This is a genomic window from Brevibacterium sp. JSBI002, assembly GCF_026013965.1.
Lineage (GTDB): Bacteria > Actinomycetota > Actinomycetes > Actinomycetales > Brevibacteriaceae > Brevibacterium.
In genome coordinates, this window is record NZ_CP110341.1 from 1,335,259 (window position 1) to 1,356,575 (window position 21,317).

Sequence of the window (21,317 nt, forward strand, 5' to 3'; positions counted from 1 at the left end):
CGTGAGAATGTGTTCAAAAGTCAGCTGTTCGCGCCCCGCAGCCGCCACCATGACGTACGTGCACGCCGATGCGACCGTCGTCATCGGACCTCTGGGCAGGCTCGCCGAACCGGGCGCTCATGACCTGTGCGCCGAACATGCAGCGAAGCTGACCCCGCCCGTGGATTGGCAGCTCATCCGGATCGACTCCGGGCAGGCCCCGCCCGAACGCAGCCATGACGACCTGCTGGCGATCGCCGACGCCGTCCGCGAAGCCGCCGATCGCGCCGATCAGACCCCGGCCCGAACCGCACCGGGACCGGCCGACGATCCGGCCGCCTCGGGACGTCGACACGGTCACCTGCGCATCATCGGCGACTCATGAGCCACCGCGAGCCGAGCTCGACCCGAATCGAACTCGCACAGCAGATCCTTATCGACTCCGAACTCGGACAGGCCCGGACGGCCGCCCTCGACGCCGCCGTCGGAGCCTATGACATCCGCGGTCGCATTCCCGACCAGCTCGACGATGACATCCTGTTCGCCCTCGGTTGGGCCACAGCCCGAGCCATGGCAGAGATCCACACCGCCACCGAGGTGGTCATCGGCCACGATATGCGCCCGAGCTCTCCCGGTTTCGCCCACTCCTTTGCCGCGGGAGTCGACGCCGCCGGTTCGACAGCTGTCCTGCTCGGCCTGTGCTCGACCGATCAGCTCTACTTCGCCTCGGGCATCATCGATCTGCCCGGCGCCATGATCACGGCCAGCCACAATCCCGCCGACTACAACGGAATCAAGATCTGCGGACCCCGCGCCGCCGGAGTCAGCCTGGCCTCCGGACTCTCGCGAGTCAGAGAACTCGCGATCACCGCACCGCAGGCCGACGGCCGGACCATCGCCGAAGACGAGACTGCCGCATCCCGGATGCGGGAGCAGTACGCGGCACGGATCCGCGAACTCACCCGCGTCGATGAGGTCACGGGACTGTCGATCGTGCTCGACGCCGGAAACGGAATGGCCGGGCGCCTCCTCGGGGAGGTCTTCGGCACGGACGCGGGAGCCGCCTCGGTGCCGTTCGACGTCATCGGCCTCTTCACAGAGCTCGACGGGACCTTCCCCAACCACGAGGCGAACCCGCTCAAACCCGAGAACCTCGTCGACGCGGCACGCGCTGTCGTCGACAACGGCGCCGATCTCGGTCTCGTCTTCGATGGGGACGCCGACCGCTGCTTCTTCATCGACGAGACCGGCGCGACGATGTCGGCCTCGGCCGTCGGCGCACTCGTCGCCGAACGCGAGATCGCACGGGCCCGGGCACTCGGCGACGACCGACCCACTGTCATCCATAACCTCATCACCTCCCGCAGCGTGGCCGAGACGATCACCGCCGCGGGCGGACACGCACTGCGGTCGAAGGTCGGCCATTCGGGAATCAAGACGCTCATGCGCGAAACTGGAGCCGTCTTCGCCTGCGAACACTCGGCTCACTTCTACTTCGATGAGTTCTTCGGGGCGGACTCGGGGATGCTCGCCGCCTGTCACCTCATCGCCGCCCTCGCCGAGTCACGCGCGCCCGCCTCCCGGCTGGTTGCCGACTATGACCGGTTCGTGCAGTCGGGGGAGATCAACTTCACCGTCACCGATCCCGACGCTGTGCTCGCCGACTTCGTCGCGCATTCCGGCGAGTTCCCCGAAAACACGGTCGATGACCTCGACGGAATCGGCCTGCAGGGTGCGGACTGGTGGGTGAACCTGCGCAAGTCCAACACCGAACCCCTTGTCCGGCTCAACGTCGAAGCGGCCGATTCGGCGCAGGTGGACGCGCTCACCCGCCAGGTCACGGACTTCGTCAACGCTCGGGCCTGAAACCGGATCGACGGCAGCCGGTTCTCTGCTTGCGTTTCTCGGCAATAGGGCGCTAGGGATATGACCTGCCGCCGACAATCTTCGCTGTCCGCAGAACGAGCATGACGCGACAAGCCGCCAGCCCGGCAATAGACTCGAAGCCGATCAGACAGCCCGCCGTATGGAGGTACCGTGCTCGATTCCACTGACTTCAAGGTCGCCGATCTCAGCTTGGCCGAGGCCGGCCGACACCAGATCCGCCTCGCCGAAAGGGAGATGCCGGGCCTCATGGCGCTGCGTGAGGAATACGCCTCGACGGCTCCGCTGGCCGGTGCCCGCATCGCCGGCAGCCTGCACATGACTGTGCAGACCGCGGTCCTCATCGAAACCCTCGTCGCCCTCGGTGCAGACGTCCGTTGGGCCAGCTGCAATATCTTCTCCACGCAGGACGAGGCCGCCGCGGCCGTCGTCGTCGGCTCCGGCACCCCTGAGGCCCCGGCCGGCGTCCCGGTCTTCGCATGGAAGGGCGAGACCCTCGAAGAGTACTGGTGGGCCGCGGACGAGATCTTCGACTTCGCGGACGGACCGAACCTCATCCTCGACGACGGCGGCGACGCCACCATGTACGTGCTCAAGGGCACCGAATTCGAAGCCGCCGGGGGAGTGCCGACCGCCGGCGCCGAGGACTCGGAGGAGTTCAAGGTCCTGCTCAAGCAGATCGCCGCGTCCATCGAGGCGGCCCCCGGACGCTTCGCCCGTCTGGCCGCCGGAATCAAGGGCGTGAGCGAGGAGACGACGACCGGAGTCAACCGCCTCTACCGCCTCGCCGAACAGGGGACTCTGCCGTTCCCCGCCATCAACGTCAACGACTCGGTGACGAAGTCGAAGTTCGACAACCGCTACGGCATCCGCCATTCGCTGCCCGACGGACTCAACCGCGCCACCGATGTCCTCATCGGCGGAAAGATCGCCGTAGTCATCGGCTACGGCGACGTCGGCAAGGGTGCCGCGGAGGCGCTGCGCGGGCAGGGTGCGCGCGTCATCGTCACCGAGATCGATCCGATCTGTGCGCTGCAGGCCACGATGGACGGCTACCAGGTCGACCTCCTCGCCGAGGTGGCTCCCCAAGCCGACATCATCATCACCACGACCGGAAACACCCGGGTCCTCGACGTCGATGTGCTGCAGACTCTCAAACCTGGCGCCATCGTCGGCAACGTCGGCCACTTCGACGAGGAGATCGACCTGGCAGGGCTGTCCCGCCTGCCCGGCGTGGAGAAGATCGAGATCAAACCGCAGGTTCACGAGTGGAGTGTGCCTGTGCCCGCGGAGGCGGGACTCGGCCGCGACCGCACGGACTTCCTCGTCCTCTCCGAAGGGCGCCTGCTCAACCTCGGCAACGCCACCGGCCATCCGTCGTTCGTGATGAGTGCGTCATTCAGCAATCAGGTGCTCGCCCAGATCGAGCTGTGGCACGCCCACGATGACTATGGCAACTCGGTGCACCGGCTGGCGAAGGAGCTCGACGAGAAGGTGGCGCGCCTGCACCTGCCCGCTCTCGGGGCGAAGCTGTCGGAACTGAGCAAGGAACAGGCCGAATACATCGGCGTCGACGTGGCAGGACCGTTCAAACCCGAGCACTACCGGTACTGATCGAGCACTGCCGGTTCGGTCCGGCGGCGGAGCGGGCGAACTCGGTCGAAGTCCGGGACCGCTCCGCCGACCGAGGACAGTCGAGCCGCATCGTCAGCGGCGGACAGTCAGACTGCGTCGTCAGCGGCGGGTGAGGCTGAGACCGTGGGGGAGCGTGTCGACTCCGGACCGGAAAGCGTTCGCACGGTCGGTCCGACGGCGCTGCTTCTCGACTTCGGCGATGCGCTGCCGATGGATGACCGCGGACAGGAACTGTTCGGGAAACGTTCCCTCCGGCGGGGCAGGAGCCACATAGGGATTGAGCTCGGTGGCGAGCTCGATCGCTCGCTGCCACCTCGACTCCGCACCGAGTTGGGGCGCCATGGCGAGGAACGCGACGATGCGCCGATGCAGACCGTCGGGGATCGCTGTCACGTCGGTGCGGTTCAGCCACTCGTGCAGATGAGGGGCCACATGGGTGTGCATGGGCGGCAGAGGTCGGCTGCGTTCGCTGACAGCGATGGTTCCGGCCAGATAGTCGCCGAGGCGCTTGGCCTGCGGTGAGAGGAGACCGGACAGCGCCGCGATGCCGCCGCCGCTGGAGACGATCTCGAACGGCCACAGCAGAGCGCGGATGAAGGAATGGCGCAGCCGGACCGCACCGCCGTCGTCGCGGACCACACGCAGCCCGAGGATGAGCTTGCCCAGCGAGCGACCGTGGCTGAGCACCTCGACGAGCATCGGCAGCAGCACGAACACGAAGATCGTCATGACGGTCATGAGCGAACCGAGGAGCAGCCCGTTGAGATCGAGCACCTCGAGCATGAGCCAGAACATGGCGATGAGCAGACCGATATTCACCAGCGAATAGACGATGTAGTCGACGAGACAGCTCAATGCCCGCGCCGCGAGAGCGGCCGGTTGGACATTGAGTTCGACGGCTTCACCGGTGATCAGAGTACTCACCCGACCATCGTGTCATATCGCCGCGGTCCGAGGCAGTCGTTTCGCCGAGAGCATGCCGTGAGCCTCTCGTCGCGTCGGAGGTGCTCATGCGTGGTCTCCGATAGGGTGGAGGGATGGATCCGAACCTGCTGGCCCAGCTGCATGGTGATGACTGGCTGGAGCTCTCGGCACTGGCGAAGAAGAACACCCTGACACCCGAGCAGACGACCCGTTTCCTCGAGCTCTACCGGACCGCTTCGAAGGATCTGTCGCGGATCACGACGGTGGCCCCGGACTCTCTCGAAGCCGCTCGGCTCTCGGCGATCGTCCACCGCTCCCGCAATCATCTTTCGTCCGTGCCCAGCGGAGGACTGTCCGGGTTCGCACGGTTCTTCGTCATCAGTCTGCCGCTGTCGCTGTACCGGCTGCGGTGGGACTTCGTCATCGTGGCCGCTGGATTCCTCGCCGTCGCCGTTCTGTCGGGCATCTGGGCGGGAACGCACCCGGAAGTGCTCGAGACTTTCGGGGATCGAGAGTTCCGACGGCAGTTCGCCGAACACGATTTCGTCGACTATTACAAAGAGAACCCGAACGGCTTCTTCGCCGTCGGCGTGTGGACGAACAACGCGTGGATCGCCGTCCAGTTCGTCCTCCTCGGCATCACCGGCGGCTATGTCATCGTCGGACTGTTCTCGAATGCCGTCAACGTCGGCTTCTCCGGGGCGATGATGTTCGAGTTCGACCGGGCCTCCGACTTCTTCCTCTACATCCTTCCGCACGGGATCCCGGAGATCAGCTGCATCATCCTCGCCGCTGCCGCAGGTCTGCGTCTCTTCTTCGCCTGGGTGGTGCCGGGCCCCAGGCTGCGTCGCGACAAGCTCGCCTCCGAAGCGCGGTCGCTGCTCGTCGTTGCCGGCGGTCTCGTGCTGCTGCTGTTCGGTTCGGGACTCATCGAGGGATTCGTGACCCCGAACCCGATTCCGCCGGCGGTCAAGATCGCCATCGGCGTGGCCTATACCGCGGCCGTCGTCGTCTACGCGTGGCACTTCGGCAAGCGCGCCGCCGCAGCCGGACTCAGCGCCGATCTCGACGAGCATCATGCCGGATACTCGGTCATCTCCACCGATCGCTGATCAAGTTGTCGCTGACAGTTCGCCGCTGAGCGGGTTCGTGGTCACAGTCCGCCGGTGACCTTGAGTCGGATGTAGAGATCGGCCAGCGCTCCGGGAAGCTTCTCCGGCAGAGCCTGGACGGAGGAGACGCCGAGTCCGCGCAGCCGAGACTGCAGCGACGCCGCTGCCAGCATCTCGGCCTCGGCGGCCGCCGCCGTATAGACGTCGTCGACGTCGCCGCGCCGGGCAGCCAGATCCGCAAGCGCGGGATCTTCGACTCCGGCGACGACGACCCGGTGGTGAGTCGTGAGTGTCGGCAGCACGGGCAGAATGTCCTCGGCTATTGTCGCCTCGTCGAGCTGAGTGACCAAGACGACGAGCGCCTGCTGCCGGGAGGTCTGCAGAACTGCCGCGGCGATCGACTCCCAGTTCGCCTCGTAGAGCTCCGGGTACACGGGCGTCAGCGCCACCGACAGGTCATGGACCGGATCATGAGCCCGATGGCTCGACGCGACGGCCCGCACCCGGGCATCGGCGACGATGACATCGACCCGATCGCCGGCACCTGTGGCCAGAGCCGTCAGCAGCAGTGATGCCTCGAGCGCGGCGTCGAAGACCGTTCCCGCGCCACAGCGACGGGCGGCGAACCGGGAGGAATCGACGACGATGACGACGCGACGATCCTTCTCCGGCCGCCAGGTCTTGACCACGAGGTTCTGCGCGCGGGCGCTGGCCCGCCAGTCGATCGACCGGACATCGTCACCGTCGACATAGTCGCGCAGCGAATCGAATTCCGTGCCCATTCCGCGGATCATCACCGCCGACTGTCCCTCGAGCTCCCGCAGCTTCTGCGTCTTCGACGGCAGTTCCCGCCGGGACACGAAAGGAGGCAGAACACGCACAGAGGTGGGAACATCGATGCTCTTCTGCCGCTGGAGAAGCCCGAGCACGCTGCGACTGCGCACGGTCACCAGATCGGCGGGCAGCGCGCCTCGTCGAGTCGGCTCCAGCTCGGTGATCACCTCTGTCTGCTCACCCGGTTCCAGCACGTGACGAGAACGAGTCTCGATCGCCCCGGCACTCGGTACCCAGGCGTCGCGGACGTGGAGGCGCAGCCGGCGGCCGGTCCCGTTGATGAGAGTCAGCGTGCTGTGGGTGCTGTCGCCGAGGCGGACCATCGGTCCCGGTGTGCGCTGGACTTCCAACCCGTGGATCCGGGGGACGAAGAAGAAATCGAGAACCGCTGCCAGGACGATCACCCCGGCCACGATCATGGCCGTCGGCCATGAGGGCACCAGCATGATCGGCACGAGACCGAGAAGGGAGAGCAGGAACAGTCGGGTGGTCATTCAGCGGGGCACTTCGGTGGTGGCGATGATCGAATCGAGGACCTGACCGACGTCCCGACCGTCCATCTGCGCCTCGGGGCGCAGGATGACCCGGTGCGACAGCGACATATGGGCCAGAGCCTTGACGTCATCGGGGGTGACATAGTGCCGACCGCTCAGCCACGCATGAGCGCGGGCGGCTCCGAGCATCCTCGTCGCTCCGCGAGGTGAGACGCCCAAGGCCAGGGACGGGGTCTGGCGGGTGGCTCGGGCGACGTCGACGATATAGGTGATGATCTGCGGGGCGATGTAGATCTTGGCGATGGCTTCGCGGGCCCGGCCGATGAGTTCGGCATCGGCGACCGGACGCAGACCTGCCGCGGCCAGGGACCCGGCGTCGAAGCCCCGGGCATGGCGGTCGAGGATCTCGAATTCGTGATCCCGTCCGGGCAGGTCGAGGACGAGCTTGAAGAGGAACCGGTCGAGCTGAGCCTCCGGGAGCGGATAGGTGCCTTCGTATTCGACGGGGTTCTGGGTGGCTGCGACGAGGAACGGTTCGGGCAGCTTGCGTGAGCGTCCCCCGACGGACACCTGATGCTCCTCCATCGCTTCGAGGAGGGCCGACTGGGTCTTCGGCGGGGTGCGGTTGATCTCATCGGCGATGAGGATGTTCGTGAAAACCGGGCCGGGACGGAATGAGAAGTCCGAGGCGGAAGCATCGTAGACCAGCGAACCGGTGACATCGCTGGGCATGAGGTCGGGAGTGAACTGCACGCGGGAGCTGTCCAGGCTGACCGCGGCGGCGAAGCTGCGCACCAGCAGAGTCTTCGCCACTCCGGGAACCCCTTCGAGAAGCACGTGACCTTGGCACAGCAGTGCGATGAGCATTCCCGTCACTGCCTGGTCCTGGCCGACGACGGCCTTGGCGATCTCGGTGCGCACACCGGTGAACGCCTCCCGGACCGGGTCCGGCTCAGCCTGCGGCGTCTGCATGCTGCCCGCGGCGGATGCCTGCGGCGCCACCGGCTCCTGGGAGCGTGGTGCGGCCGGCAGGTGAGGGGCAACCGGTTCCTGAGGGTGCGTGGGGCCCTGGGGCGGCTGGGTCATGGGATCTCACTTTCGATCTGGGTGAGCTGATGGACGAGTTCGGTGAGTTCGGCGTCGGTGTGAGCCGACGCGGAGACTAAGACATGGTGGAGACGGCCCGGTTCGGCTCCTGTGACGGTCGCGATGCGAGCGATGATGTCGGGGGTGCGGGCATCGGGGCTGAGGCCCAGTCGTTTGGCGATGCGCAGCAGTGCTCCGGCCCGCAGAGTGTGCAGCGCGCCGTCGCGATCGTAGCTGCGCGAGCTCAGGGCGGCCCGGCCGTGCACGGTCTCCACTGCCGGCACGATGACCGGCAGACGTTCGAGAGCCAGCGGCCCGAACCGGCGACCGATGACGAGCAGCAGGACGAGCAGGCAGGGGACCAGCCACAGGACTCCGGCGAGGAACCAGCCGGGCACGAAATCGATCGTCGACGGAGGCGACTGCTCCTGCCCAGAACCGTCGAAGGTCGGATAGTAGACGACGAGGTTCTGCGTCTGGGACAGCTGCGAGAGCACGAGGGAGGCATTGCCCTCTTCATCGATGTTCTCGTTGGTCACCCAGTCGAGGTTGCCGAGCACGGTCAGCGGAACGGAACCGCCCGAATCGGTGACGAACTGTCCGCGCGCAGACCTGGGAGCCACCTCGGTGCCGTCGATCTCAGCGACCCCGGGGCCAGCGAACGGGTAGCAGGCGGTGATCCCCTCGGTGCCCTTCGTCGTCTCCGCGTATTCGACCTCTCCGGTGGACACGGCACCGGCGCTGCGGGCGATCGGGGAGTCGCAGGACGGCGCGGACGTGGCCTCCGGAGCGGCCAACGGGCTGAGATTGTCGTTGACGGTGATCCGGTCGGTGAACTCCGACACCGTCGGACCGGGATCGACGAGGACGAGCCGGTTGCCGTGGGTGCGCAGAGCATACTCGAGGCCGGCGATGTCTCCGCGTGACAGCGCCGCGGCGTTCGCGGGAATGAGCAGGGTGGTGTCGGGCCGGGCGGCGGCCGAGCGGGCCTGCTCCTGATCCTCGGTGGTGGTGACATCGACGTCATGGTCGCGCAGGGTTTCGACGAGCGCCTTCGTGCCGGTGCGCTCAGTCGAGTCATAGTGCAGGGGCTCTGCGGACTCCTCGTCACCGGTCAGCAGCACGAGCACGATCACCGTGACGAGGATGACGAAGGCCGCGACGATCCACACCGCAGCCGACCGCAGACGAGCGCGCAGCGGAATCCGCGAGGTCGACCGGGTGCCGCGGGCGGCGACATCCAACTGTGCGCTCATACGGCTGCCTCCCGGCGGACCGGCAGCGCGCTCAGCGACCGGTCGAGCGCGCACAGATCCGCATAGACCTCGCCGAGGCTGCGGTCGGCACGTGTCTTCGCCGCGGTCTCCTCCCCGTAGCGGAGTCGTTGAAGACCTCGGCCACATCGTGGACGGCGGGTCCGTGCTCGGGCAGGGCCGCCTCGGCGGAACGGGCGATCTCACTCGCTGTGGCCGAGGACTCGAGCGAGACGATCTGCTTGACGGACAGGACCGCGAAGATCGCTCGGGACTCGTCGATGACCGCGGTCTCGAAGTCCCCGGCCTGAGCGGCACGGGCCGCGCTCTCGCGCCACGGGCCCGGTTCCGGCTGGGAGACGACGGGATCGAATGCGGACAGCGGGACGCCGACGCGGCGGAAGCCGGACCGACGCACGCGCCAGACGATGAGGGCGACGATCGCGGCGAGGCCGAGGACGACGACGATGAGCAGCCAAGGGGAGTTCGCGCCCAGGGCGGCGCTGACGAGCGAATCCCACAGGGAGGACAGCCACCGACCGATCCGTTCCAAGGGGGTGAGGTCGTTGGCGGCGTATTCCGGTTTCGAGAGTTCGTGCTCGACCCATTCGCGGCCGGTGTCGCGGTCGATGTTCGCCGCGGCGGCGCAAAGCTGTAGCGCGCCCGGCTGGGAGGACGCGGCGGTGTGGAGGTGGCCGGCCGCCTCGGTGATGGGGGAGAGGATCATCGGTCCTCCTCGGCGCGGATGAGGACGAGGTCGAGCCCCTCCGAGCGCATCTGCTGATCGAAGAAGCAGACTGTGACCAGGCAGGCGAAATAGGCGAAGAGGACGGCGGCGGAGATGAGCGTGAGTGCGAGCAGCAGACCCACGGAGACGATGGCGATGCCCGCCTGCGCCGTCGTCGAGTCGGTGGTCGTCGTCATGCCGACGCCCAGGAGAACCGAGATGATGAAGATGATCGGGGTGATGACGAGTTGGACGAGCTGATTGGACAGGAAGTAACCGAGCGCCAGCTGGCCGAGCATCCGCCAGAAGCCGCGCCCGGTCAGTTTCCAAGAACGGCGGAGTCCGGCACGGATGCTCAGGTCCTCGACCGCGATCGCCGAACCGAGGAATGCTAAGCGCAGGTTGACCCAGATGAGCGCGACGAACCACAGCAGGGCGGCCAATGCGGCCCAGACGAAGGCGAGGATCGCCGAATCGGCACCGAGGAACAGCAGCGTCGGGGCGGTGAGGGCCAACAGCAGTCCGAGGTTGATTCCACTCATCAGCAGGGTGGCCAGGATGAGGCGCAATCGGCGACCGGACAGGGACTTCCACGCCATCGACAGTGTGGTCCTGCGGGCGCCGAAGGAGGCGCGGGTTCCGGTGGCGATGATGCCGGAGAGCAGATGGGCCAAACCGAGGCTGAGCAGGCTCAGTGCCACCGAACCCAGCTGGGCCAGGGCGATGAAACCGGAGGCGGCATCTTCATTGCCGCTGAGGTCGTTGAAGAACGGCAGGAACTGCACTGCGATGAGGGCGCCGATCGCGGTGAGCAGCAGGCTCCAGAGGGAGAAGACGATGAGAGAGGAGCCGATGGACAGACTCGGGACGAAACGCAGCAGGCGGAATCCCGAATCCAGCGCCTCGATGAAAGTCAGCGGACGTTTGGGCAGGAGACCGCGTGGGGGAGGCGGCTGCCACCCGCGGGAGGGCGGGGACGGCGAACGCCGCTGCCACCGGCCGGTGCGCCAGTCGACCGCCGAGGTCCATGCATTCGTCTGTCCCATCACGCCAATCCTGCCATGATTCGCCGGCGAGTGCCGAGAGGCCTCCCTGTCGGATTCGGTGCGCGTCGGCCCTGTCGATCCTTGGCGTTCGGGGGCGGTCCGGGGACGGACCGCAGGACGGTCTGAGGAGCGGCCTGCAGGGAGGTTGGGAGGCTGGTTTCGGCGGTCGGTCGCGGTTCGTTATCGAATCTCTGCAGGGGGCGGTGCGGGGCAGCGGCTGAAGCGTCGGCCACTGCTGTCGGCGGATCCGGTGCGTGAGGCAGTCGACCACGCCCGATAGGCTAGGAGTGTCGAGAACCGAAGAACACGCGAACATAAGGGACAATGGGAGCATGAACGCTCGAATCCTCGTAGTTGATGATGACACGGCTTTGGCCGAAATGATCGGAATTGTGCTCAAAAGCGAAGGCTTCGAGCCCTTCTTCTGCGCCACCGGAGACCAGGCCTTCGAAGAGTTCCAGAAGGTCAATCCGGATCTCGTGCTCCTCGACCTCATGCTGCCTGGCAAGGACGGACTCGAAGTGTGCCGGGAGATCCGTGAGATCTCCACGGTGCCGATCATCATGCTCACGGCGAAGTCCGACACCGTCGATGTGGTCCTCGGCCTCGAATCCGGTGCGGATGACTATGTGCCGAAGCCGTTCAAGCCCAAGGAGCTCATCGCCCGTGTCCGCGCTCGGCTGCGGATCTCCGAACCGCAGGCTCCCGAGCTGCTGACAGTCGGCGATGTCGTCGTCGACGTCGCCGGCCACACGGTGACCAAGGGCGGATCCCCGGTGTCGCTGACCCCTCTCGAATTCGACCTCCTCGTGGCGCTGGCCCGCAAGCCGTGGCAGGTGTTCTCCCGCGAGACCCTGCTCGAAGAGGTGTGGGGCTACCGTCATGCCGCCGACACCCGACTGGTCAATGTCCATGTGCAGCGTCTGCGGTCGAAGATCGAACGCGATCCGGAGAAGCCGGACATCATCGTCACCGTCCGCGGCGTCGGCTATAAGGCCGGCCGAGCCGCGTGACTTCCGAGTCAGCCGCGGGCGGACCCGTCCGCACCGCGGCCTCGGCACTGAAGACGTTCTGGAACTTCATACTCCGATCGTTCAGCCACTCCCTGCAAGTTCGCATCGTCGTGCTCACGATCGTGCTCACCTCGGTGGCGATCTTCGGCGTCGGAACCTATATGTCCCAGCAGATCGCCCGAGGTCTCTTCGACACCCGCCTGGATTCCCTGTCCTCTCAGACCCGGTCTATCCTGGCCGAACTGCGCTCTCTGGCCCCCGTCGACGGACAGGCGGTCACCCAGGACACGCTGAGTTCGCAGCTGTCATCGATCTACAACCGTTCGGCCGGGTCGGTGTATTCGCTGACCCTGCAGCCGAAGGACCCGAACTCCTCTTTCGCGACGATCACCGCCGGCGGTCGAACGAGGACGGTGAGGCCCCTCAGGTGCCCGTCTCCGATGAGCTCCGCGACGCCATCCGCAAGGCCCCGACCGACGACAAGCTCTACCAGTCGGTAAGCCTGCCCGACGGGACCGGGCCGGGTCTGCTCATCACTCAGGAGCTGCAGATCCCGGGCGCCGGCCAGTTCCAGCTCTACTACCTCGGTGACCTCAGCGAACAGCAGGACACGCTCAACTTCGTGCAGCGGTCGATGTTCGTCGCGGCCCTCGTTCTCGTCGTCCTCGTCGGTGCCGTCGCCTGGATCGTCACCCGACTCGTCGTCACCCCGGTGCGCACCGGGGCTGAGGTGGCCCGGCTCATCGCCGATGGTGACCTCGACGAACGCATGCCAGTCCACGGCAACGATGAGATCGCCGTCCTCGGTGAGAGCTTCAACGATATGGCCGACACCCTCCAGCACCAGATCGAGCAGATGGAACGGCTGTCGGTGCTGCAGCGGCAGTTCGTCTCCGACGTCTCCCACGAACTGCGGACGCCCCTGACGACGATCCGTGCCGCCGCGGACCTCATCTACGATTCCCGCGACGATCTCGATCCGGTCACCGCGCGCAGCGCTGAGCTGCTGAACTCGCAGGCTGAGCGGTTCGACAATCTGCTTTCCGACCTGCTGGAGATCTCTCGCTACGATGCCGGTGCGGCGGCGCTGGTGCCCAAACCCGTCGATATCGGAGCGATCGTGACTTCGGTGATCGAAACAGTGTCGATGGTGGCCGAACAGATGGACACAGCCATCGTCGTCCACGCCCCGTCCTCCCCGGTCATGGCCGAGGTCGACCGGGTGCGGATCACCCGGATCGTGCGCAATCTCGTCGTCAACGCCATCGAACACGGTGAGAACAACCCCGTCGACGTCTATGTCGCCTCCAACGCCGAGGCAGTGGCCGTGAGCGTGCGCGACCACGGAGTCGGCATGAACGAAGAGCAGGTCGAGCACGTCTTCGACCGGTTCTGGCGTGCCGATCCGGCACGCAAGCGCACCCTCGGCGGGTCGGGTCTGGGCCTGGCGATCTCGCTCGAGGACGCGCACCTGCACAACGGCTGGCTGCAGGTCTGGGGCAAACTCGGCGAGGGGTCGTGCTTCCGGCTGACGATTCCCCGGCGTCCCGATCAGGAGATCACCTCCTCGCCTCTGCCCCTGCCGCCTCGCGATGCGCAGATCCGCGGTTCCGCGCTCGTGGCGGGACCGCTGTCCTCAGACGGCTCCGTCCGCATCCAGACCGGGTCGATCCCGATCGTCGTCGAAACCGAGCCGGAGATGCTCGGAGACAGCCGCGAAACCGTCGCCGAGGCGGCCACACGGTCGTCATCGTCCGAGACGAGCACGACGGTCGCCTCGTCAGCGTCGGCCGATGAGCCGGACGCCGAGGAAGCGGACATCGCCGCGGTCAACGGCTCCGAGACAGACGCGCGCGAAACGGGGGAGCGATCCACCGAATTGCGCGATCCGGACCTGGACGGTGACGGCATAGACGACGGTGAAGGAGGACGGTCATGATGCGCACGAAGCACAGAGGGCTGCAGGTGAAGACCATGCTGATCTCCGTGTTCACGGCCTTGACCCTCGTCGGCTGCTCGTCGATCCCGACGTCATCACCTGTAGGCCATATCGAAGACGACTCAGGGGATGCGAGTGCGAACAACGCGCGGATCCCCGACGGTCCCGAACCCGGCGACAGCCCATCGGACATCGTGCGCGGATTCCTCCGGGCAGGAGCGGGCGCCGGCAACAACTTCTCCGTGGCTCGGTCATTCCTCACCGAAGGCGAGGCACAGGAATGGAGCCCGCAGGAATCGGTGTCGGTTCTGTCCAATGACACAGACCTCGACTCCTTGAACGTCGGGACGACCTCCGATCAGAAGACGATGAGCATCTCGCCTCCGGTCGTCGGTCTCGTCGATTCCTCCGGCGTGTACACCTCAACCGAACCGGGCACTCGGTCCTCCCTTGAATTCTCGCTGCGGCAGGAGAACGGGGAGTGGAGGATCTCCTCGGCGCCGGATGGCCTGCTCATCAGCCAGACCGATTTCCGCACGATCTTCCTCAACTATTCGCTGCAGTTCTTCACCTCCGACTATTCATATCTCGTCCCTGACTCCCGCTGGTTCCTCAGGTCCTCCTCGACTCCGACGGTGCTGATGAACGAGCTGCTCAGCGGACCCGCCCCTTACCTCTCGGGAGCGGTGATCACCTCGATCCCCGATGGTGCAAAGCTCAGCGATTCGGATTCGAACGTGGTGACGATCGAGAACGGCGTCGCCCATGTGGCCTTGGGGCCGCAGAACCCGGCCCCGTCCGACCGCGAAAAGGGACTGATCCGTCAGCAGATCGCGACCACCCTGCAGGTCATTCCCTCGATCTCGGCAATCGATCTGAGCATCGGCGGACAGACGGTTCCGGCCAGCCTGCAGCCGAAGACCGACACGTCTGTCCAGGTGGACGGGCCTCCCGTGGTCCTCGCAGATGACCACCTCTCCCGGGTCTCGGGCACGACCGTGGCGAAGGTCGAGAACAGTCCGAATCTGAAGAAGGCGAAAGCGAGCGATCCCGCGGTGTCTTTGGACGACTCGCTCTACGTCTATCTGGCCGACGACGGCAAGCAGCTCATGCGGTTGAAGTCCGACGCCGTCGACGCCACTCCGATCATCAAGGGCAAGAAGCTCGTGCGACCCAGCATCGACCGCGTCAACACGACGTGGACGGGTGAGGCCGAGAACAAGGGCGAGCTCAAGGCTGTCGGGCGTGACGGCAAATCCTCCACCGTCGCCGCCGATTTCCTCAATGGTCGGCAGCTCATCGATATCGAGGTCTCCCGAGACGGCACTCGTGTCGCTCTGCTCAGTCGGAACAAAGGCGAGCCGGATCGCATCGATGTGGTCGGCATCCCCAGGGACAAGGCGGGCAATCCGTCCGGACATGTCTCCGAAACGCCGATCGAAGTGGGTGCGAACTTCGACGAGATCAAGGACGTCTCATGGGCTGGTTCGACGTCTCTCGTGGCTCTGGCCGCTGAAGAAGGCGAAACTGCGCAGCCGTTCCGCATCGGAGTCACCGGACCTGCCGAACAGCTCGGCGAGGTCTCGGACGGAAGCCGCATCGCCGGCGGAGTCGACGGACGCTCGATCCTGGTGACCGGTTCCGATAGCGCGCTGTACAGCTACAACTCGAACGCCTGGCAGAAACTCGTCGACGTCGAAGCGAAGGATCCCTCCTATCCCGGCTGACCCACGCTGCAGTGCCTGTCTCTGCTGAGCCGCGGAGACAATCCGTTCCCTGCTGAGCCGTCGGGCGGCGGTGCGCAGCTGGGAACGCAGTTCCGTGCCGTCGCACTGGTGTGGGCATGGGGTAGATTGCTCCCATGGGGCTGCTCGGGGAGTTCGGCGAACTGCTCCTGCCTCGTCGGTGTGCCGGCTGCGGGCGGGAGAACGTGTCCCTGTGCACCCGCTGCCTGCAGCTGCTCGGTGGGATCCCGCGGGCGATGGAACCACGCTACGGCACGATTCCGATCGTCGGGGTCTGCGAATACAACTCGCAGATCTCGAAGATGGTCGTCGGCTTCAAAGACGACGGGCGCCGGGACATCCTCGACCCCTTGGCCCTGGCTCTGACCCGTTCGATCGTCGCCGCCCTCGACCTCACCGGCTACTCGGGTGGGGCGATCCGTCTGTTTCCGGCGCCAAGTTCGGATCGGGCCAGACGTCGTCGAGGCGGATCGCATACGGCGGCCCTGGCGAATCGGGCGAAGGAACTGTCGCCGGAGCTGCCTCTGGAAGTCCACGATGTGCTCGCGGCGAAACGATCGCGTGACCAGGTCGGACTCGGGGCGATCGAGCGGGCTGAGAATGCGCAGCGGACCCAATATCTGGACCGGAGGAGACTCGCTGAGATCTCGGAAGCGGGTTCCGTGTCGGGCACCGAATCCGCGCCGACGGACCTGCTCATCGATGACTTCTCCACCACCGGCGCAACCTTGGCAGAAAGCGCACGTCTGCTAGCATCGGTGCAGATCAGACCCGCTGTAGGAGCTGTTCTCGGTCTCGGTCGCGGGGGCACTCGATTTGTCTCTCCCTTTACTGTATAACGGTGTTTACCCATCCAAGGGCATGGGATCGGATGAATCCGACGAGCGAGTCGCTAAGGACACATCATGGACATTGTTGTCAACGGCCGTCAACTGACCATCTCCGACAGCTTTCGAGCCCACATCGAGGACAAGATCGCCAAGGTCGAGCAGCTTGCCCCTCGCGCTCAGCGTGTCGAAGTGCATGTCACACACGAGAAGAACTCCCGCCAGCCTGAGACGAGCGAGCGAGTCGAGCTCACGGTAGTGGCGAAAGGGCCGGCAATTCGGGCAGAGGCCATGGCAAGCGACAAATATGCGGCACTCGATCTGGCATGGGCGAAGCTCGTCGAACGACTGAGGCGAGCGAGGGACCGGCACAAGGTGCCGCGGTCGGGACATCACCGCAAGGAATCCACTGCCGAGGTGCTGGCGAAGATGCCGGTGGCCGAACCGATGGTTCCCGATGCGGACGCCGGCGACGCGAAGTCTGCAGGGGACCAGAGCGTCGATCAGACGAACGGTCGCATCAAGGCCGAAGGCGATTCGCCGGTGGTGCTGCGAGAGAAGACCTTCACCGCGTCGCCCATCGGCATCGAAGAGGCACTGAACAGAATGGAGCTCGTCGGACACGACTTCTACCTGTTCATCGACGAAGAGTCGAGCAAGCCGTCCGTCGTCTATCGCCGTAAGGGCTGGAGCTACGGAGTCATCGCCCTCGACCACGACCTCGAAGAAGCCATCGACTGACCAATTACTACCTGACGGCGGCCCAGCAACCTCGCGCGAGGTTGCTGGGCCGCCGTCAGGTAGTAATTGGGGTATAGCGTTGGGGTATGCAGAGGATGACACGGGCCGCGGCCCGCAGGACGGCGATCGCAGCGACAGGACTGGACAGACCGCGACCGGCAAAGGTCACCGCTCGACACCTCAAGACTGTCTTCGCCACCATGGGACTGACCCAGATCGACTCGGTCGCCAGAGTCGTCCGTTCCCACTATCTGCCCTTCTACTCCCGCCTGGGGCCCTATCCGCGGGAGACCCTGGACCGTCTCTTCTACTCTTCTCCGCGCATGGGCGTCGAGTACTGGGCACACGCCGCGGCCTTCGTGCCGCCGCAGACATGGAAGCACTTCGCCCGCGCCCACAGCGAATGGTGGCGCAACGACTTCGGACAGCGCCACCCGGCGACCGGCGAGGAGTTCCGAAACCTCCAGACTCGCGTCCTCACCGCCCTGTCCACCCGGCCGATGACGGCACGGGAAGTCGCCGAGGTGGTCGACCACGACCTGCCGGAGATCCACCGCGGGCACTGGGGCTGGAATCCCAGCCAGGTGAAAGTCGCCCTCGAAGCGCTGTTCGCCGGTGGAGTCATCAGCGCCTCCGGACGCAACGACCACTTCGAACGCATCTATGCTCTGGCCCGAGACGTCTCACCCGAGCTGCCGCAGCTGCCGCTGGACTACGGGCCGCCGGATGATCCTCGGCTGGGGCTGGACCCGAATGCGGAGCTGCCACGCGGAATATCCGGGGTCGAGAACAATGTCTTCGAACTCACCCGTATCGCGGCACGTGCCCTGGGCATCTCCCGGCCCGAGGACATCGCCGACTACTTTCGGCAGCGGCGGGCACCGACCGACGCCGCCATCACCGAACTCGTCGCCTCAGGAGAGCTGCGTGAAGTCGACGTCGAAGGTGTCCCCGCCTTGAAATGGCATGAGGCTCGGACCCCGCGCACCGTGAATGCCCGAGCGTTGCTGGCGCCGTTCGACCCCTTGATCTTCTACCGACCGCGCATCGAATGGCTCTTCGACTTCCACTACCGCATCGAGATCTACACCCCGGCGGCCAAGCGTGTGCACGGCTACTACGTCACTCCGTTCCTCCTCGGTGATCGCCTCGTCGGGCGAGTCGACTTGCACAGGGATCGGGCGGCGGGCATCCTGCGTGCTCACCAGGTGACATGGGAGCCGGGGGAGGAGCACATCACCGAGCTGACGGACGAGCTCATGACGATGGCTGCGTGGCTGGGCCTGACCGCCGTGGACCTCGAAGGTACTCACCTGCCATTAAGCTAGGGGCTATACAGTCGTTCGAGTCGTTGTCCGGCAGACATGCCGATTAGGAGAAAAGTGGCTAATTTCCTCGAGAAGCTTCTGCGCACAGGTGAAGGCAGAACTCTGAAGAAGCTCCGCCGATACACGGATGCCATCAATCAGCTGTCCGATGAGTTCAGCGAGATGACGGACACCGAACTGCGGGAGGAAACCGGCCGGTTCAAGGAGCGCTACAAGGACGGCGAGAGCCTCGACTCCCTGCTTCCCGAAGCCTTCGCCACCGTTCGCGAGGCATCGAGCCGGACCCTGGGTCTGCGGCACTTCGACGTCCAGCTCATGGGCGGCGCCGCTCTGCACCTGGGCAACATCGCCGAGATGAAGACCGGTGAGGGCAAGACCCTCGTCGCCACGGCCCCGGCCTACCTCAACGCGCTCACCGGCGATCCGGTCCACATCATCACGGTCAACGACTACCTGGCCACCTACCAGTCCGAACTGATGGGCCGCGTATTCCGCTTCCTCGGTATGGAGACCGGCTGTATCCAGGCGAATATGCCCTCGGACCTGCGCCGCAAACAGTACGCCGCAGACATCACCTACGGCACGAACAACGAGTTCGGCTTCGACTACCTGCGCGACAACATGGCCTGGTCGGCGGACGAGCTCGTCCAGCGCGGCCATGCCTTCGCCATCGTCGACGAGGTCGACTCGATCCTCATCGACGAGGCCCGCACCCCGCTCATCATCTCCGGTCCTGCCGAAGGCGATGCGAACCGCTGGTACGGCGAATTCGCCAAGGTCGTCAAGCGCCTGAAGACCGATCGCGACTACGAAGTAGATGAGAAGAAGCGCACCGTCGGCGTCCTCGAACCCGGAATCGAACGCGTCGAGGACTACCTGGGCATCGGCAACCTCTACGATGCGGAGAACACCCCGCTCATCAGCTTCCTCAACAACGCCATCCGCGCCAAGGAGCTGTTCAAGAAGGACAAGGACTACGTCGTCCTCGACGGCGAAGTCCTCATCGTCGACGAGCACACGGGCCGTGTGCTCAAGGGCCGCCGCTACAACGAGGGGCTGCACCAGGCCATCGAGGCCAAGGAAGGGGTGAAGGTCCAGGCAGAGAACCAGACCCTGGCGACGATCACCTTGCAGAACTTCTTCCGCCTCTATGAAAAGCTCTCGGGAATGACCGGTACGGCTGAGACCGAAGCCGCGGAATTCATGTCGACCTACAAGCTCGGTGTCGTTCCGATTCCGACGAACAAGCCGATGCAGCGCGTCGACCAGTCCGACTTCGTCTACAAGAACGAGGTCGCGAAGTTCGACGCCGTCGTCGACGACATCGTCGAACGCCACGAGACCGGACAGCCCGTCCTCGTCGGCACGACGAGCGTCGAGAAGAGCGAATACCTCTCGAAGCATCTGGCCAAACGCGGCGTCAAGCATGAGGTCCTCAACGCGAAGAACCACGCTCGTGAGGCCTCGATCGTGGCGATGGCCGGACGCAAGAACGCCGTCACGGTGGCCACGAACATGGCCGGACGCGGTACCGACATCATGCTCGGCGGAAACGCCGAGTTCCTCGCCGTCGCGGAAATGGAACGTCGAGGTCTCGATCCCGCCGAGAACGAGGACCAGTACGAGTCCGAATGGCCGGAGGTGCTCAAGGCCGCCGAGGACAAGGTCAAGGAAGAGGCAGAAGAGGTCGTCGAGCTCGGAGGACTCTATGTGCTCGGCACCGAACGCCACGAATCCCGCCGCATCGACAATCAGCTGCGCGGACGTTCCGGCCGCCAGGGTGACCCCGGCGAATCCCGGTTCTACCTGTCCCTGACAGATGACCTAATGCGGCTCTTCGGCTCGGGGGCCGCCGAACGGATCATGGCCACAGCGAACGTGCCCGATGATGTGCCGCTGGAATCGAAGATGGTCTCTCGTGCCATCCTCTCGGCCCAGTCGCAGATCGAGCAGCGCAATGCCGAGCAGCGCAAGAACGTGCTCAAATACGACGATGTGCTCAACCGTCAGCGCACCGTGATCTACGATGAGCGCCGCCGAGTGCTCGACGGCGCCGACCTCGAAGATCAGGTCGCGAACTTCCGCGAAGAGGTCATCGATGCCTATGTCGCCCAGGCGACGACGGGACCGGTCGAGGAGTGGCAGGTCGACGAGCTCTTCGAGGCTCTCGGCAAGATCTACTCACCGTCGATCACTCCCGAGGACCTCGCCGAGGAACTCGGTGGCCTCGGCAACCTGACGAAGAACCGCCTCAACCAGGAGATCCAGTCCGACATCGCACTGTTCTACTCACAGCGCGAAGAGGAACTCGGAGAGGACGCCACCCGCGAACTCGAACGCCGTGTGGTGCTCTCTGTCATCGACAAGCGCTGGCGTGAGCACCTCTACGAGATGGACTACCTCAAGAACGGCATCGGACTGCGGGCGATGGCCCAGCGCGATCCGCTGGTGGAATACCAACGCGAGGGCTTCGAGATGTTCACCACCATGCAGGACGGGATCAAGGAGGACGTCGTCCGCCTGACCAACACTCTGCAGGTACAGGTGACCTCATCGGCCGGCTCCGATGGGGACGAACCCGAGGTCGAGGTCGACGCTGAGGAGCTGCGTCACAAGACTCCCAAGATGCAGCTGTCGGCGCCGTCCGAGGGCGGTTCCGCTTCGGTTTCCGAATCCGAGGACGAAGACGATCCGGCTCCGGCCAATCGCGCCGAGCGTCGCGCGAAGAAGAAGGCCAAGAGCTGACATCG

Annotated in this window: 18 protein-coding genes; 12 read left to right on the top strand and 6 right to left on the bottom strand. The window is 65.5% G+C overall.

Going from position 1 to position 21,317, the window contains the following annotated elements; translation table 11 throughout:
- The first annotated feature begins 7 nt into the window (after window positions 1-7).
- The 3 genes from LJ362_RS05980 to ahcY all read left to right on the top strand — a co-directional run bounded on the left by LJ362_RS05980 (window position 8) and on the right by ahcY (window position 3,477).
- Window positions 8-364, top strand: coding sequence for a DUF3499 domain-containing protein (locus LJ362_RS05980; RefSeq protein ID WP_264801786.1), 357 nt, complete (start codon window positions 8-10; stop codon window positions 362-364).
- Window positions 361-1,845, top strand: a complete 1,485-nt coding sequence (manB, locus tag LJ362_RS05985) for a phosphomannomutase/phosphoglucomutase (RefSeq protein WP_264801233.1) — start codon at window positions 361-363, stop codon at window positions 1,843-1,845. The genes LJ362_RS05980 and manB overlap by 4 nt, the downstream gene beginning before the upstream one ends.
- Window positions 1,846-2,016: 171 nt before the next feature.
- On the top strand, window positions 2,017-3,477 hold the full coding sequence (ahcY, locus tag LJ362_RS05990; protein WP_264801234.1) for an adenosylhomocysteinase: 1,461 nt from the start codon (window positions 2,017-2,019) through the stop codon (window positions 3,475-3,477).
- Between the two features lie 120 nt (window positions 3,478-3,597).
- Here ahcY and LJ362_RS05995 read toward each other — a convergent pair whose 3' ends face one another.
- On the bottom strand, window positions 3,598-4,422 hold the full coding sequence (locus tag LJ362_RS05995; protein WP_264801236.1) for an RDD family protein: 825 nt from the start codon (window positions 4,420-4,422) through the stop codon (window positions 3,598-3,600).
- Between the two features lie 113 nt (window positions 4,423-4,535).
- Between LJ362_RS05995 and LJ362_RS06000 the strand changes: the two genes are divergently transcribed.
- Window positions 4,536-5,534: a stage II sporulation protein M gene (locus tag LJ362_RS06000; RefSeq protein WP_264801237.1), complete on the top strand. Its 999-nt coding sequence runs from the start codon at window positions 4,536-4,538 to the stop codon at window positions 5,532-5,534.
- A 41-nt stretch (window positions 5,535-5,575) separates the two neighbouring features.
- On the opposite strand, the gene LJ362_RS06005 is transcribed toward LJ362_RS06000, so the two are convergent.
- The 5 genes from LJ362_RS06005 to LJ362_RS06025 are packed head-to-tail and all read right to left on the bottom strand — an operon-like array spanning window position 5,576 to window position 10,974.
- Complete coding sequence (locus tag LJ362_RS06005) at window positions 5,576-6,862, bottom strand: DUF58 domain-containing protein (RefSeq protein ID WP_264801238.1); 1,287 nt, start codon at window positions 6,860-6,862, stop codon at window positions 5,576-5,578.
- Entirely contained in the window at window positions 6,863-7,948 is a 1,086-nt protein-coding gene (locus tag LJ362_RS06010) for an AAA family ATPase (protein ID WP_413774231.1), read from the bottom strand.
- Window positions 7,945-9,204, bottom strand: coding sequence for a DUF4350 domain-containing protein (locus LJ362_RS06015; RefSeq protein ID WP_264801239.1), 1,260 nt, complete (start codon window positions 9,202-9,204; stop codon window positions 7,945-7,947). The genes LJ362_RS06010 and LJ362_RS06015 overlap by 4 nt, the downstream gene beginning before the upstream one ends.
- A 31-nt stretch (window positions 9,205-9,235) precedes the next feature.
- A complete protein-coding gene (locus tag LJ362_RS06020) occupies window positions 9,236-9,928 on the bottom strand; it encodes a hypothetical protein (protein WP_264801240.1) in 693 nt (230 codons plus the stop codon).
- Window positions 9,925-10,974: a hypothetical protein gene (locus LJ362_RS06025; protein ID WP_264801241.1), complete on the bottom strand. Its 1,050-nt coding sequence runs from the start codon at window positions 10,972-10,974 to the stop codon at window positions 9,925-9,927. Before LJ362_RS06025 ends, LJ362_RS06020 begins: the two co-directional genes overlap by 4 nt.
- A 332-nt stretch (window positions 10,975-11,306) precedes the next feature.
- Between LJ362_RS06025 and mtrA the strand changes: the two genes are divergently transcribed.
- The 8 genes from mtrA (at window position 11,307) to secA (ending at window position 21,312) form a co-directional block, all read left to right on the top strand.
- Window positions 11,307-11,987, top strand: a complete 681-nt coding sequence (gene mtrA, locus LJ362_RS06030; RefSeq protein WP_264801242.1) for an MtrAB system response regulator MtrA — start codon at window positions 11,307-11,309, stop codon at window positions 11,985-11,987.
- The gene (locus LJ362_RS06035) at window positions 11,984-12,487 is read left to right on the top strand and encodes a hypothetical protein (protein ID WP_264801243.1); all 504 of its coding nucleotides are present in this window, start codon (window positions 11,984-11,986) and stop codon (window positions 12,485-12,487) included. Before mtrA ends, LJ362_RS06035 begins: the two co-directional genes overlap by 4 nt.
- Window positions 12,415-13,926, top strand: a complete 1,512-nt coding sequence (gene mtrB, locus LJ362_RS06040) for an MtrAB system histidine kinase MtrB (protein WP_264801244.1) — start codon at window positions 12,415-12,417, stop codon at window positions 13,924-13,926. The genes LJ362_RS06035 and mtrB overlap by 73 nt, the downstream gene beginning before the upstream one ends.
- Window positions 13,923-15,653: an LpqB family beta-propeller domain-containing protein gene (locus tag LJ362_RS06045; protein WP_264801245.1), complete on the top strand. Its 1,731-nt coding sequence runs from the start codon at window positions 13,923-13,925 to the stop codon at window positions 15,651-15,653. The genes mtrB and LJ362_RS06045 overlap by 4 nt, the downstream gene beginning before the upstream one ends.
- Before the next feature lie 134 nt (window positions 15,654-15,787).
- Window positions 15,788-16,510, top strand: coding sequence for a ComF family protein (locus tag LJ362_RS06050; RefSeq protein ID WP_264801246.1), 723 nt, complete (start codon window positions 15,788-15,790; stop codon window positions 16,508-16,510).
- A 66-nt stretch (window positions 16,511-16,576) separates the two neighbouring features.
- A complete protein-coding gene (hpf, locus tag LJ362_RS06055; protein WP_264801247.1) occupies window positions 16,577-17,239 on the top strand; it encodes a ribosome hibernation-promoting factor, HPF/YfiA family in 663 nt (220 codons plus the stop codon).
- Between the two features lie 86 nt (window positions 17,240-17,325).
- The gene (locus LJ362_RS06060; protein WP_264801248.1) at window positions 17,326-18,567 is read left to right on the top strand and encodes a winged helix-turn-helix domain-containing protein; all 1,242 of its coding nucleotides are present in this window, start codon (window positions 17,326-17,328) and stop codon (window positions 18,565-18,567) included.
- 54 nt (window positions 18,568-18,621) lie between these two features.
- Window positions 18,622-21,312 carry a preprotein translocase subunit SecA gene (secA, locus tag LJ362_RS06065; RefSeq protein ID WP_264801250.1) on the top strand — a complete coding sequence of 897 codons (2,691 nt, stop codon included), beginning with the start codon at window positions 18,622-18,624 and terminating at the stop codon, window positions 21,310-21,312.
- The last annotated feature ends 5 nt before the right edge of the window (window positions 21,313-21,317 follow it).

Excerpts from the sequence above, each read along its gene's own strand:
- LJ362_RS05980 (WP_264801786.1), top strand. The coding sequence starts at position 8 with ATGTGTTCAAAAGTCAGCTGTTCGCGCCCCGCAGCCGCCACCATGACG.
- manB (WP_264801233.1), top strand. The coding sequence starts at position 361 with ATGAGCCACCGCGAGCCGAGCTCGACCCGAATCGAACTCGCACAGCAG.
- LJ362_RS06000 (WP_264801237.1), top strand. The coding sequence starts at position 4,536 with ATGGATCCGAACCTGCTGGCCCAGCTGCATGGTGATGACTGGCTGGAG.
- LJ362_RS06005 (WP_264801238.1), bottom strand. The coding sequence starts at position 6,862 with ATGACCACCCGACTGTTCCTGCTCTCCCTTCTCGGTCTCGTGCCGATC.
- LJ362_RS06010 (WP_413774231.1), bottom strand. The coding sequence starts at position 7,948 with ATGACCCAGCCGCCCCAGGGCCCCACGCACCCTCAGGAACCGGTTGCC.
- LJ362_RS06015 (WP_264801239.1), bottom strand. The coding sequence starts at position 9,204 with ATGAGCGCACAGTTGGATGTCGCCGCCCGCGGCACCCGGTCGACCTCG.
- LJ362_RS06020 (WP_264801240.1), bottom strand. The coding sequence starts at position 9,928 with ATGATCCTCTCCCCCATCACCGAGGCGGCCGGCCACCTCCACACCGCC.
- LJ362_RS06025 (WP_264801241.1), bottom strand. The coding sequence starts at position 10,974 with ATGGGACAGACGAATGCATGGACCTCGGCGGTCGACTGGCGCACCGGC.
- mtrA (WP_264801242.1), top strand. The coding sequence starts at position 11,307 with ATGAACGCTCGAATCCTCGTAGTTGATGATGACACGGCTTTGGCCGAA.
- LJ362_RS06045 (WP_264801245.1), top strand. The coding sequence starts at position 13,923 with ATGATGCGCACGAAGCACAGAGGGCTGCAGGTGAAGACCATGCTGATC.
- LJ362_RS06050 (WP_264801246.1), top strand. The coding sequence starts at position 15,788 with ATGGGGCTGCTCGGGGAGTTCGGCGAACTGCTCCTGCCTCGTCGGTGT.
- hpf (WP_264801247.1), top strand. The coding sequence starts at position 16,577 with ATGGACATTGTTGTCAACGGCCGTCAACTGACCATCTCCGACAGCTTT.
- LJ362_RS06060 (WP_264801248.1), top strand. The coding sequence starts at position 17,326 with ATGCAGAGGATGACACGGGCCGCGGCCCGCAGGACGGCGATCGCAGCG.